Here is a 12,180-nt window from a genome sequence, read left to right on the forward strand (position 1 = left end):
AATGAAAAAAATATTTGTTTTAGACACTAATGTGCTTTTAAATGATCCTCGTGCCATTTATAGTTTTGATGATAATGATGTTGTAATTCCCCTAGCAGTTTTAGAAGAAATTGATAGTTTAAAAACTAAAAGTTCTGATCTTGGTTTTAATGCTAGAGCCAGTTCTAGAATTTTAGAAGAATTAAGAAATAAAGGTAATTTACATGATGGAGTAGAATTAGATTCAGGTGGAATAGTCAAAATTGTAATTAATGGTGGTTTAGAACTACCAGAAGGTTTAAGTTCAAGTAAAATGGATAATCGAATTATTTCTACTGCCCTTCATTTACAGGAAAAAAATGCAGATAAAAAGGTCATAATGATCTCTGATGATATTAATTTACGTTTAATCTGTGATGCCTATAATTTAGAAGCAGAAGAACATAATTCAATTATTTTAAAAGAAGAAGAAGTTTATTCTGGGTTTAAAGAAATAAATTGCAGCTCAGCTATGATTGATAAATTTTTTGAAGAACAAAAATTAGCTTTAGCAGAATTAGATGATTTGGATCTTTCTTTATATCCAAATGAATTTATTCAATTAACAGCAGATGATCAAAATAAAAATACTGCTTTAGCTAAATTTGATGGAGAAAATTTAGTTGTTTTAAATTATAACAAAAGTCAACCTGCTAAAATTAGAGCCAGAAATAGAGAACAACAAATGGCATTAGAATTATTACTTGATGATCAGATAAAATTAGTTACTATTTCTGGTAAAGCCGGGACAGGGAAAACTTTATTAGCACTTGCTTCTGGTTTAGCTAAGGTAGTTGATGAACATAATTTTAGTCGTTTATTAGTAGCTAGACCGATTCAGCCAATGGGTAAAGAATTAGGTTTTTTACCAGGAGATATTGAAGAAAAAATGGCCCCTTGGATGCAACCTATTTTTGATAATTTAGATTTTATTGTTCAGAGAAATAAAGATGCCAAATTTGCTTATCAAAAATTATTAGATAAAGATTTAATTCAAATTGAACCTTTAACTTATATTAGAGGTAGATCAGTGCCTTCTCAATTTATTATAGTTGATGAAGCACAAAATTTATCTTTACATGAAGTTAAAACAATAGTAACACGCGCAGGAGAAGGATCTAAAGTGATCTTTACAGGTGACCCTTTTCAAATTGATAATCCATATCTTAATTTTCATAAAAATGGTCTTAATTATCTTGCTCATCAGTTTCATGGAGAAAAAATTGCAGGTCATATAATGTTAAAAGAGGGAGAAAGGTCAGAACTTGCAGAAATAGCTAGTGATCTTCTTTAATACTCAGGAGTTGTATTAAATGTCAAAAAAAATTAGAATAATAATCATTACCGCACTTTTGCTGGGTTTTTTATTACCAGCTGCTGATTATTATTATGAGTTAGAACAAAGAAGTTTTTTAGAAAATGTTGAAGCTCAGCAAAAAAATGAAGTGAAAAATAATTTATCTTTGGCTCAAGAGGCTTTTTATAAGGGAAATTATAAAAAAGCAGAAGCTTATTATAAAAGAGCTATTAAATTAGATCCATTTAATTTTGTTAGCCGTCGAAATTTAGCTGTAATTTATAATGATCAAAATAAGCTATTTGCTAAAAATGAAATACTATTAGAATTAGCAATTTTAAGTGGAAAAAATTATGATTATTTAAATTTAGCTCTTAATTTCTATGAACTTAATAATATTCAAGCTTCTAATTTTATTTTATCAAATAAAGTTGAACCAGATTTAGAAAATAAATATCTTAGTTTTCAATATTATTATTATTTAATTAAAAACAATTTAGAAATTAAAAACTATAATTTAGCTGAAAAATATATTAGAGAAATTGAAAAATTAGAAATTAATAAAGCAGAAGTTTATTTACTGCAAGCAGAATTAAATAAAAAAAGAAAAAACTTTAAGCAGGCTTATAAAGATTATCAAAGCTCATATCAAAAACAGAGAAGTCAAAGTTATTTATTCAAGGATATGGCTGAAATGTTAGAAAAAAATGGTGAAGAATTAAAAGCTTATAAATTATGGCAACAAACACTTGCTTATGGTTTTTTTGAAAAATTAGCAAAGTCTCGAATAAATTATTATCAAGAAGAATATCCAGAATTAGTTTCAGAATCAGAAAGCTCAAAAAAACCAGTTGAGATTGATCCTTTTAGCTTAGAAGCGGATTGGAAAAAAATAGATAAGATAGAAGAATCTAAACAACAAAAAAACTTAAGAATAGGACTAGAAGAAAAAAAGAAACAATTAGTATTTCAGTACTCTAATTCTTTTTCTATAGTTCAGGCAGATAAAATTTTATTTAGAGGTGAAGCTAAAAAAAACTACTTAATAAAAGTTGAAGCAGATGATATTTATTTGATTCATAAACAAGAAAAAATCAAACTTGGTAGTTCTCAGCTTGAATATCAGTTTTATAGTAAGCAAGAAAATTCATCTTTTTATATTTATAATATTAATTATGGTCAAGGTTATTTTTGGCAGGGTAAATCAAACAGACAATATAGAGGGCAGATGATAATTAAGGGCAGAGGCGATAATTTCACTTTGATCAATCACTTAGGTTTAACCTCTTATTTAAGTTCTGTAGTTCCTTCAGAAATTTATGCTAGTTGGCCTTTAGAATCCTTAAAAGCTCAAGCAGTTGCTGCTAGAAGCTATACATTAAGTAATTTAGGACGACATAAGGCAGACGGTTATGACCTTTGTGCTAGTGTGCATTGTGCAGCTTATAAAGGTGTTTTAAGTGAAAATAGTAATACAACTAAAGCTGTGCTAGCAACTCAAGCTGAAAAAGCAATTTTTGGTGATAAAATAATTGAAGCAGTTTTTAGTAGTAATAGTGGAGGCTTTACTGAGAGAAGTGACCAAATTTGGAGTCAAGATTTGCCATATTTAAGAGGTTCAAATCAGATGAAGACACAAGAATTTAACTTTCCCTTATCACCTTTAGAATTAAAAAGTTGGCTTTTAGCTGCTCCTGAATCATATTCTAAAGATTATCGCAGTCAAAATTATCGTTGGCAAATTAAAATTCCTGCTCAAGTTATTGAATATAATAGTGGTTTAAAAAATATCAAAAAAATAAAGATTAATAAAAGAGCCAAAGCTGGAACCATAACCAGTTTAACTATTTATGGTGAAAATGGTAAAAAAGATTACAATGTTTCTCAAATTAGAAGAGTTTTAGGTGGCTTAAAAAATAGTCGTTTTTATTTTGATAGTCATTATAATCAGGCTAATAATTTAAAAGATTTATATATTTATGGTTCAGGTTGGGGCCATAATTTAGGCTTAGATCAATCTGCAGCAGCAGGAATGGCAGCAGCTGGCTGGGATTATCAAAAAATAATAAAACATTTTTATGCAGGAGTTGAAATAAAAAATTAATTAAAAAATTTGCTTTTAGAGCAAATATTATTTATAATATTAATAACAAAATAATATTATCTTCAGGGTCTGGTGAGCGAAAAAGCAATTCCAAACCGGTGGTTATAGTCCACGAGCATGAGCTGAACTGGTGTAATTCCAGTACCGACGGTAAAGTCCGGAATAAAGAAGATTAAAATAATTAGTGGCCTTGTATATTTATGATATGCAGGGTCATTTTTTTATTTAAAATTACATGAAGGTAATAAATAAAATACAAAGGAGTTTAACTAATGGATACTAAAAAAATTACAATAACAGCAGTTTTATCAGCTTTTGCTTTAGTATTAATGCTGCTTATTCGTTTTCCGATGTTTTTACCATTTTTGATTTATGAACCAGGTGATATTCCAATTCTAATTATTGCCTTTTTATTTGGCCCAGCTTCAGCTTTAGGAGCAAGTTTTATGCTCTCAATCTTAATGGCAGTTTTTACAGGCTTAGGAGGTCCTTTTGGGGCATTTATGCATTTTTTAGCTACAGGCTCATTCACTGCAATAGCAGGCTATTTTTATCAAAAAGATCATAGTAAAACAGGTGCAATTAAAGGTTTAGTTTTGGGAGCTTTAGTAATGACTTTTTTAATGGCTGGTACTAATTTATTATTAAATCCAATCTTTTATGGTATACCACGAGAACAAGTTTTAAAAATGATGCTGCCAGGAATTTTACCTTTTAATTTAACTAAAGCTATTGTTAATTCAGTAATTACTGTTTTAGTTTATAAAAAATTAGCTCATTTTTTAATGAGTAAAGGTTTAATTAAAAACCAAAAATTATTTAAGCAGTCAAATGAATCGATTATTTAATTTGCTTTGTTAAATTTAGCTAGTAAATAATTAAACATAGCTTAAAATTAGTTTGACAAATAGCCCTTTCTGAGATAAAATTTTTATGAAAGGAGCTGTTTTTTTGCAGATAACTTTTTTAGGAACAGGTACTTCACATGGTGTACCTGTAATTGCCTGTGATTGTAAAGTTTGTCAATCTAATAATCCCAAAAATAAAAGAATGAGAACTTCAATTCATATTAAAAGTAAAGAATATAATTTATTAATAGATACCCCACCTGAGATGAGGTTAGAGTTAATTAAAAATAAAATAAAACATGTAGATTCAGTTTTCATGACTCATGCTCATGCTGATCATTTGATGGGCTTTGATGATATTAGAGCTTTAAATTGGTTCCAAGGTAAAGAAATGCCTGTTTATGCTGATCAAAAGACCTTAGAAAATATAAAAAGAGTTTTTCCTTATATTTTTACTAAAAAAATCTCAGGTGGAGGTATTCCTCAAGTAATATTAAAAGAAATGAAAACAGAATTTGTATTAAAAGATCTTAAAGTAACACCTATTCCAATTTACCACGGAAAAAATAAAATTCTAGCTTATAGAATTAATAACTTCGCTTATTTAACCGATTGTAGTAAAATACCAAAAAGTTCTTTAGAATTACTAAAAGGTATCGAATATGCAGCTATTGATGCTCTAAGATTTAAAGAACATCCAACTCATATGTCTGTTGACCAGGCAGTTAAATTAAGTCAAGATTTAAATTTAAAACATACTTATTTGACCCATATTTCACATAATTTAGACCATGAAAAATTAAAAGATTATTTACCTCGAAATATAAGTCCAGCTTATGATGGATTAGTAATTAATCTTTAGCAAACTTTAAATTAGAATAATTTTTAAAATAAAATAAAAATAGGTGATAGATTTGAATATAGTACTTGTAGAACCAGAAATACCTCAAAATACAGGCAATATAGCAAGAACATGTGCAGTAACTAATTCCACCCTTCATTTAGTGCGTCCGCTTGGATTTTCAACTTCAGATAAATATTTAAAAAGAGCAGGTCTTGATTATTGGGATAAATTAGATGTTAAATATTACGATAATTTAACAGATTTCTTTATAAAAAATAAAGATGGACGCTTTTTTTATGCCACTACTAAAGCACCTAATTCATATTCTGATCTTGAATATGAAGCAGATGATTACTTTTTATTTGGTAAAGAAACTGCTGGTTTACCGGAGTCATTATTAGAGTCTAATTTAGATAAAGCAATTAGAATTCCCATGAAAGATGATTTAAGATCACTGAACCTTTCTAATTCAGTTTCAATCATTATTTATGAGGCTCTGAGGCAAAATAATTTTATTAATTTAAATAAAAAAGGTAAATATAAAAAGGAAAATTAAATTTTATCTAGAAATATATTATATAATAGAGTAAATAGAAAGGAGGGGAGAAATGGAAAAAAACAAATTTTTTAATATTCTAATAATCATTTCAGTGTTTTTATTAGCAGTAACTATAAGTGTTTCTGCTTTCCAAGTTAAGTTAAATGACCGAGGAAAAGAAGTTATTGAAGCCCAAAAACATTTAGAAATTTTGGGGTATGAAGTAGCAATTGATGGTATTTTTGGGAAAAGTACTGAGGATGCAGCCAAAAAATTTCAAGCTGAAAACAACTTGCAAGTAGATGGTATTATTGGAGGTAAAACACTCAGCTTATTAAAAGAAATGATTTCTGAAAAAGTATCTTATGAATTATATGTAGTAGATAAAGGAGATACTTTGTCAGCAATTGCAGATTCAAAAAATATTAGTTTAAAAAAGCTTAAAAAATTTAATAATTTAGGTTCTGCTAAAATTAAAGTTGGTCAAGATTTAAAAATACCAAGAAAAAATATTGCTAAAGTTAAGTCAGTTGATAATAAAGAAAGCTCTAATTCTAAAACTGAGATGAAAACTGCTAAGATTTATTATACAATTCGTCCAGGTGACACTCTTTCTACTATTGCAGCACGTAGAAATTTGCCTGTAGAAGAAATTATGAATGCAAATAATCTTAGTTCTGATTTTATTAAGGCAGGAGAAGAGATAGTATTACCTATTACAGATTTTAAGCAGGCTGACAATTTAGCTAAAGATGAAGAAGTAAAAGAAAAACAAGCAGATGAAGTTCAAAAAAGAGTTAAAGCTAATAATTCAGCTCAAAAAATTGTTTATGAAATACAAAGAGGAGATGCTTTAAGTACTATAGCTAAAATGTATGGTACTAATGTCGAAACAATTCGTAGAAATAACAATCTGAATGGTAATAGAATTTTTGCTGGTGATAAGCTGATTATAAAAGATTATGAAAGAAAACCTTTTTCTTTAGGCAGAAATTCATTAATTTGGCCTGTTAAAGGAAGGATAAGTTCTAATTTTGGTTGGAGAACACATCCGATTAAAAAGACAAGATTATTTCATAATGGGCTGGATATTGCTGTTCCTAAAGGGACTGCTGTTAGAGCAGCTGCTTCTGGAAAAGTAGTACATAGTGGCTGGATGAATGGTTTTGGATATACAGTTATTATTGATCATGGTAAAGGAATAGAGACTCTTTATGGACACAATTCTAAAGTTACAGTTGCTAGAGGAACTGAGGTTAACAAAGGTCAAACTGTTGCTTTATCAGGTAGTACAGGTTTAAGTACTGGTCCACACCTCCATTTAGGAGTTTTGAAAAATGGTGAACCAATTAATCCTAGAAAATACTTACCTTAAATTTTATTATATTACCAGAGATAGTATATTTTTGGACTTTCTTTGGTAATATAATTAATTTTTTAAAACTTTTTTGCCTTTTTTCTTGACAAAGTGCTAATTTGTTGATATTATAAAAAGCGTCGCAAGAGAAATGGGCCATTAGCTCAGTTGGTAGAGCACCTGACTTTTAATCAGGTTGTCGGAGGTTCGAATCCTCCATGGCTCACCATTTATTTTTTATAGCGCGGGGTAGAGCAGTCCGGTAGCTCGTCAGGCTCATAATCTGGAGGTCATCGGTTCGAATCCGGTCCCCGCAACCATTTTTATTATAATTACATAATTTTATTCGGTGGGATAGCTCAGTCGGTAGAGCAGTGGATTGAAAATCCACGTGTCGACAGTTCGATTCTGTCTCCCACCACCATTTTTAAGAATATTAAAGCCAGGCAAATTGCCTGGCTTCTTTTTTTATTTATTTTTATTTAAAACTATATAAAAATTATTCAAAAATAGTATCTGCATTATCTAATATATTTTGAGGTATCTTTAAACCAATTTGACTAGCAGATTTTTTGTTTAAATATAATTTTAATTGTTTGGAAGATTCAACTCCCATTTGAGAAATATTTTCTCCTGCAAATATTTTAGCAGCCATTAAACCAGTTTGTTTACCTAACTGGTAATAATCTATGCCTAAAGTAGCAATTGCTCCTTGTTTAACTGAATTATTTTCTGAAGTAAAAACAGGGACTTGATTATTATAAGCAGTTTCTAATACTGTTGGCATCGCTGAAACAATAATATTGTCTGTTGGGACATAGATCGCATCTACTTTCCCAATAAGTGAAGAAACAGCTAAACTAACTTCACTGCTATTACTGACAGTAGCTTCTTTTAGTTCTATTTTCATTTCTTTTGCTTTTTGTTTAGCTATTTTGACCTGAACAGTAGAGTTAACCTCACCTGGATTATATAAAATACCTAAATTTTTAATTTTTGGTAAGAAGTTTTTAATCAAGTCTAATTGTTTTGCTACTGGATTCATATCAGTAGTACCACTAGTATTTGTACCTGGCTTCTTCATATTTGAAACTATTCCAGCTGCTATTGGGTCTGTAACTGCTGTAATTAAAACTGGAGTATCAGAAAGTACATTAACAGCTGTTTGAGCAGATGGAGTCGCAATTGCTAAAACTAAATCAAGATTATTTTGTTTAAATCTCTGAGCAATAGTCTGAGCAGTGGCAAAGTCTGCCTGGGCATTTTGAAATTCAATATTAAGGTTTTCACCCTCTAAATAGCCTTTTTCTGCTAGCTGATCTATAAAACCTTCTCTGGCTAAATCTAAAGATGGATGTTCAACGAATTGAGAAATCCCAATTTTAAATTTTTCCGCCCCCACATTTAATGAAAATACAAGTACTATAACTAAGACTAAAAAAATTAAATTATTTTTCTTTAAAATGTTTTCCATACTTATCTCTTCTCCCTTCTTCTAATTAATTTAATTAATTATATAATTAATAGCTTTCACTTGTCAATTTTGAATTTTTGATTTAATTTGTATATAATAGAATAAGTACGTTTAACAAAAAATAAATATGAGGTGTTTTAAATGACTAAAAATCCAGAAGTAACAATAAAAATGCAAAATGGAGAAGAAATTAAAATTGAATTATATCCTAAAAAGGCTCCAAACACTGTGCGGAACTTTATAGAATTAATAAAGACTGATTATTATGATGGGCTTAAGTTTCATCGGGTAATTAAAGGCTTTATGATTCAAGGAGGTTGTCCTGATGGAACTGGGATGGGTAACCCTGGTTATTCTATAGCAGGCGAATTTTCAGCAAATGGTTTTAATAATGATTTAAGTCATAAAAGAGGAGTTATTTCCATGGCTAGAAGTGCTGCTCCTGATTCAGCTGGTTCTCAATTTTTTATCGTTCACCAGGATTCTTTACATTTAGATGGTAAATATGCTGCTTTTGGTGAGGTTGTTGAAGGCATAGATGTTGTCGATCAAATTGCTGAAGTTGATACTGGAGCCAGAGATATGCCGCGAGAAGACCAGATAATGGAGTCTTTAGAAGTAGATACTTTTGGTGAAGAATATGAAAAAGCAGAAAAGATTTAACTAAATAATCGAGATTAATTAACTTATAAGCTGGCAGTTAATTCTGTCAGTTTATAAGTTTGATTAATAAAAAAAGGAATGGTTATATGAATTACAAGACACATGTTTTAAGTGGTTTATTAGTGGGAGGTATTTTTCTCTTAAAAGAAGCTGACCCCCAAATTTATCTTTTGCCAGCATCTGCAGTTGGAGCTTTGATTCCAGATATAGATGAACCTCAGTCTTATGCAGGTAGAAAAATAAAAGTAGTTTCTAAAATGATTAAATCAGTTTTTGGGCATCGAGGTATAACTCACAGTTTTTTAGGAATGGGTATTATTTCTCTTTTAATTTACTTTTTATTAGATTATTTTAATTTAAGCTTTAAAATATTAACAATGTTTAATCTTGGTTATTTAAGTCATTTATTAACTGATTTAATAACTAAGGCAGGTGTGCCGCTGTTATATCCTTATAAAAAGAAAATCAGAATTCCTTTAATCAGAACAGGAGGCAAGCTAGAATTTGTTTTCAGAACAATTGTTTCAGCAGCTTTGTTATTTATTGCTATAGAATACTTAGATATAACTCATTTTACGGGTTTATAAAATTTTAGAATGAAATTATAAAAAAACAGTTAAAATACAAAAACCCCCAAGAAACCTGCACTACCAGGCAAAACTTGGGGGTAAATTATCTGATTAAATAAAAATGGTGCCGAAGGAGGGATTCGAACCCTCACAGGCCAAGGCCCACAGCGCCCTCAACGCTGCGCGTCTGCCAGTTCCGCCACTTCGGCACAACAATTATATATTATAACATAAAAAATAATTATGTCAATAATTTTTGATAAAAAATTCTTAAAATAGTAAATAAATTACTTTAAGGCAGGAATTAAGAATATAATCACGAATATGATGAATATAGCTAATAAAAGGAGGCAATAATCTTGGCAGAAAATAATTCTGAACAAAAACAAAGTTCGAAAAAGAAATACAAATGGTTTTTTATTATTTTAGTAGTTTTACTTTTAGTTTTTATTGGGGTTAGTGGTTATTATTTAGAAAGTGGTTTAAAGCCTTTTGCAGAAGAAAAAATTGGAGAAGATAGAACTTTAAATAACAAAGAAAATGATTCTGGTCCTTTAAATCAAGCTTCAGATCAAGAAAATAATTTGAATACAGAACAAGATTTAGTTAATAAACTCCAAGAAAATTTGAATTTATTGTTTGTTGGTCTTGATGATAAAGAGAGTGTTGCACTTGGTTCAGTTGAAGCAGATTCTATAATTTTAATTAGTTTAAATGCAAATAAAGATGAAATTAAATTAAAAAAAATAGATGAAGAGCTTAATTATAAACAAAAACCATTAAAAAAATATAAGAATCAAAAATTGCAAACAGCAGTTAATAAGCTGATAGGTGTCGAAAGTGATCTTTATTTATATCTGGATTATCAGGGATTTGAAAAAATAATTAATGAATTAGGAGGTATTGAAGTTGAGCTGAAACAAGCTCTAAAGGTACCTGCTTTGGGTTTAGATTTGAAAAAGGGAGAAAATTTACTTTCTGGTAAAGAAGCTCTTAATTTTGTCCGACTTCAAGACTATAAAGATAGTTCTCGAATCAAAAGACAGAAAATGGTAATTAATTCTACACTTACTAAATTAAAATCTCAGAATATATTATTTAATATAAAAGAAATCTATAATACTCTAAAAGAAAGTTATAATTCTATTGAAACAAATATTAGTCCAGTTTTAGCTACTCAATTATTTGATTATTTTAGAAATGCATCAGATTTAAAGGTTGAATTTATAGATTAGTTTTAGAAATCAGCTGTTTGAGAAAAAATTATCTAGGGTCGATTTATTAAGAATATAGTAGTATATTGACTTTAAAATAATTTAATTGCCTCATAAAAGCTATTTTGGATTTTGACTTAAACTGGCTTTTTATATATACTAGTTATTGCTGACGCAGTAATTATGCTTTTTAATTACAGCTGATGGGCGAATAGCTCAGTTGGGAGAGCACCTGCCTTACAAGCAGGGGGTCACAGGTTCGAGCCCTGTTTCGCCCACCATTTTAATTTTTAAATTTAATAAAAGAAGTTAAAAAGAAGTTAATCTGAGAAGTCTTATTTTTTATTTTCTGTATTTACTTCTTGACTCACACGGAGGTGTAGCGTAGCGGTTTAACGCGCCGGCCTGTCAAGCCGGAGATCGCGGGTTCAAATCCCGTCTCCTCCGCCATTTTGGTGGGATAGCTCAGTCGGTAGAGCAGTGGATTGAAAATCCACGTGTCGACAGTTCGATTCTGTCTCCCACCACCATTTTTTGCGGGAATAGCTCAGTGGTAGAGCATCACGTTGCCAACGTGAGGGTCGCGAGTTCAAATCTCGTTTCCCGCTCCATTTAATTTGCATCCGGGCGGCATAGCCAAGTGGTAAGGCAGAGGACTGCAAATCCTTTATTCGTCGGTTCAAATCCGTCTGCCGCCTCCAATATAAATTTTGTTTTTTTACTTTACAAAGTTTGTATTTATTGATATAATATAAATGTTGCAAATTTAATCATATACATATTTAATAGTTTGCCGGGGTGGCGGAATTGGCAGACGCATCGGACTTAAAATCCGGTGGGAATTTATTCCCGTGTCGGTTCGAGCCCGACCCCCGGCACCATTTTTTTTAGAAATTAAATTATTAGTTTTATGTATATTTTTATTATCTTTTTAATTACTAACTTAAATAAAATTTAAGTTGGTATAGCTCAGTTGGTCAGAGCGCTACGTTGACATCGTAGAGGCCAGTGGTTCGAATCCACTTACCAACACCATTTTAATAGTTTGCCGGGGTGGCGGAATTGGCAGACGCATCGGACTTAAAATCCGGTGGGAATTTATTCCCGTGTCGGTTCGAGCCCGACCCCCGGCACCATTTTTTCCACAATTTTGTGGATTTTTTTTATACCTAAGAAATTTTTATTTGACTTTTTAGCTTTTTAAGAATATAATAATAAAAAATAAATAATATAAATGTTTTGATAGGGAAGAGT

The 12,180-nt window shown here is 30.2% G+C and carries 10 protein-coding genes, 12 tRNA genes, 1 riboswitch and 1 other annotated feature (1 of these 24 only partly in view); of the genes, 20 read left to right on the plus strand and 2 right to left on the minus strand.

The genetic code is table 11. The annotated features are described in order from the left end of the window. Position 1: 1 nt before the first annotated feature. The 9 genes from HPRAE_RS04110 (at position 2) to HPRAE_RS04150 (ending at position 7,430) form a co-directional block, all read left to right on the plus strand. Positions 2–1,312 carry a PhoH family protein gene (locus HPRAE_RS04110; protein ID WP_014552990.1) on the plus strand — a complete coding sequence of 437 codons (1,311 nt, stop codon included), beginning with the start codon at positions 2–4 and terminating at the stop codon, positions 1,310–1,312. Between the two features lie 19 nt (positions 1,313–1,331). Beyond that, complete coding sequence (locus HPRAE_RS04115) at positions 1,332–3,419, plus strand: SpoIID/LytB domain-containing protein (protein WP_014552991.1); 2,088 nt, start codon at positions 1,332–1,334, stop codon at positions 3,417–3,419. 54 nt (positions 3,420–3,473) lie between these two features. Continuing rightward, a riboswitch (FMN riboswitch) is annotated at positions 3,474–3,596 on the plus strand. A gap of 95 nt (positions 3,597–3,691) precedes the next feature. Further along, on the plus strand, positions 3,692–4,267 hold the full coding sequence (locus HPRAE_RS04120; protein ID WP_014552992.1) for an ECF transporter S component: 576 nt from the start codon (positions 3,692–3,694) through the stop codon (positions 4,265–4,267). A gap of 103 nt (positions 4,268–4,370) precedes the next feature. Beyond that, positions 4,371–5,129: an MBL fold metallo-hydrolase gene (locus HPRAE_RS04125; RefSeq protein WP_014552993.1), complete on the plus strand. Its 759-nt coding sequence runs from the start codon at positions 4,371–4,373 to the stop codon at positions 5,127–5,129. A 46-nt stretch (positions 5,130–5,175) separates the two neighbouring features. After that, a complete protein-coding gene (gene trmL / locus HPRAE_RS04130) occupies positions 5,176–5,667 on the plus strand; it encodes a tRNA (uridine(34)/cytosine(34)/5-carboxymethylaminomethyluridine(34)-2'-O)-methyltransferase TrmL (RefSeq protein ID WP_041607197.1) in 492 nt (163 codons plus the stop codon). 52 nt (positions 5,668–5,719) lie between these two features. Next, positions 5,720–7,024, plus strand: coding sequence for a LysM peptidoglycan-binding domain-containing protein (locus tag HPRAE_RS04135; protein WP_014552995.1), 1,305 nt, complete (start codon positions 5,720–5,722; stop codon positions 7,022–7,024). Positions 7,025–7,159: 135 nt separating this feature from the next. Further along, a tRNA-Lys gene (locus HPRAE_RS04140) sits at positions 7,160–7,235 on the plus strand. A 14-nt stretch (positions 7,236–7,249) separates the two neighbouring features. Next, positions 7,250–7,326: transfer RNA gene (locus HPRAE_RS04145), tRNA-Met, on the plus strand. A 28-nt stretch (positions 7,327–7,354) separates the two neighbouring features. Further along, positions 7,355–7,430: transfer RNA gene (locus HPRAE_RS04150), tRNA-Phe, on the plus strand. Positions 7,431–7,505: 75 nt separating this feature from the next. Here the strand turns inward: HPRAE_RS04150 and HPRAE_RS04155 are convergent. Continuing rightward, positions 7,506–8,480 carry an ABC transporter substrate-binding protein gene (locus HPRAE_RS04155; protein WP_014552996.1) on the minus strand — a complete coding sequence of 325 codons (975 nt, stop codon included), beginning with the start codon at positions 8,478–8,480 and terminating at the stop codon, positions 7,506–7,508. A gap of 141 nt (positions 8,481–8,621) precedes the next feature. On the opposite strand from HPRAE_RS04155, the gene HPRAE_RS04160 reads away from it, so the two are divergent. Together HPRAE_RS04160 and HPRAE_RS04165 are read left to right on the plus strand one after the other, a co-directional pair. Beyond that, positions 8,622–9,143: a peptidylprolyl isomerase gene (locus HPRAE_RS04160; protein WP_014552997.1), complete on the plus strand. Its 522-nt coding sequence runs from the start codon at positions 8,622–8,624 to the stop codon at positions 9,141–9,143. Positions 9,144–9,229: 86 nt separating this feature from the next. Further along, positions 9,230–9,730, plus strand: a complete 501-nt coding sequence (locus tag HPRAE_RS04165; protein ID WP_014552998.1) for a metal-dependent hydrolase — start codon at positions 9,230–9,232, stop codon at positions 9,728–9,730. 104 nt (positions 9,731–9,834) lie between these two features. On the opposite strand, the gene HPRAE_RS04170 is transcribed toward HPRAE_RS04165, so the two are convergent. Further along, positions 9,835–9,921: transfer RNA gene (locus tag HPRAE_RS04170), tRNA-Leu, on the minus strand. Between the two features lie 150 nt (positions 9,922–10,071). On the opposite strand from HPRAE_RS04170, the gene HPRAE_RS04175 reads away from it, so the two are divergent. The 9 genes from HPRAE_RS04175 to HPRAE_RS04215 all read left to right on the plus strand — a co-directional run bounded on the left by HPRAE_RS04175 (position 10,072) and on the right by HPRAE_RS04215 (position 12,062). Then, positions 10,072–10,947, plus strand: coding sequence for an LCP family protein (locus tag HPRAE_RS04175; RefSeq protein ID WP_014552999.1), 876 nt, complete (start codon positions 10,072–10,074; stop codon positions 10,945–10,947). A 184-nt stretch (positions 10,948–11,131) separates the two neighbouring features. Next, positions 11,132–11,207: transfer RNA gene (locus tag HPRAE_RS04180), tRNA-Val, on the plus strand. 92 nt (positions 11,208–11,299) lie between these two features. After that, positions 11,300–11,376, plus strand: a tRNA-Asp gene (locus HPRAE_RS04185). Between the two features lie 4 nt (positions 11,377–11,380). Then, positions 11,381–11,456, plus strand: a tRNA-Phe gene (locus HPRAE_RS04190). Between the two features lie 6 nt (positions 11,457–11,462). Beyond that, positions 11,463–11,537 (plus strand) — tRNA-Gly (locus tag HPRAE_RS04195). A 15-nt stretch (positions 11,538–11,552) separates the two neighbouring features. Beyond that, positions 11,553–11,627: transfer RNA gene (locus tag HPRAE_RS04200), tRNA-Cys, on the plus strand. A gap of 91 nt (positions 11,628–11,718) precedes the next feature. Beyond that, positions 11,719–11,807: transfer RNA gene (locus HPRAE_RS04205), tRNA-Leu, on the plus strand. A gap of 77 nt (positions 11,808–11,884) precedes the next feature. Further along, a tRNA-Val gene (locus HPRAE_RS04210) sits at positions 11,885–11,961 on the plus strand. 12 nt (positions 11,962–11,973) lie between these two features. Next, a tRNA-Leu gene (locus HPRAE_RS04215) sits at positions 11,974–12,062 on the plus strand. Positions 12,063–12,156: 94 nt separating this feature from the next. Next, positions 12,157–12,180: a binding site (T-box leader), on the plus strand (it continues 220 nt past the right edge of the window).

It is taken from the genome of Halanaerobium praevalens DSM 2228, assembly GCF_000165465.1.
Taxonomy (GTDB): Bacteria; Bacillota; Halanaerobiia; order Halanaerobiales; family Halanaerobiaceae; genus Halanaerobium; species Halanaerobium praevalens.

Coding starts and splice junctions, on each gene's coding strand:
- HPRAE_RS04110 (WP_014552990.1), top strand. CDS start 2: ATGAAAAAAATATTTGTTTTAGACACTAATGTGCTTTTAAATGATCCT.
- HPRAE_RS04115 (WP_014552991.1), top strand. CDS start 1,332: ATGTCAAAAAAAATTAGAATAATAATCATTACCGCACTTTTGCTGGGT.
- HPRAE_RS04120 (WP_014552992.1), top strand. CDS start 3,692: ATGGATACTAAAAAAATTACAATAACAGCAGTTTTATCAGCTTTTGCT.
- HPRAE_RS04135 (WP_014552995.1), top strand. CDS start 5,720: ATGGAAAAAAACAAATTTTTTAATATTCTAATAATCATTTCAGTGTTT.
- HPRAE_RS04155 (WP_014552996.1), bottom strand. CDS start 8,480: ATGGAAAACATTTTAAAGAAAAATAATTTAATTTTTTTAGTCTTAGTT.
- HPRAE_RS04160 (WP_014552997.1), top strand. CDS start 8,622: ATGACTAAAAATCCAGAAGTAACAATAAAAATGCAAAATGGAGAAGAA.
- HPRAE_RS04165 (WP_014552998.1), top strand. CDS start 9,230: ATGAATTACAAGACACATGTTTTAAGTGGTTTATTAGTGGGAGGTATT.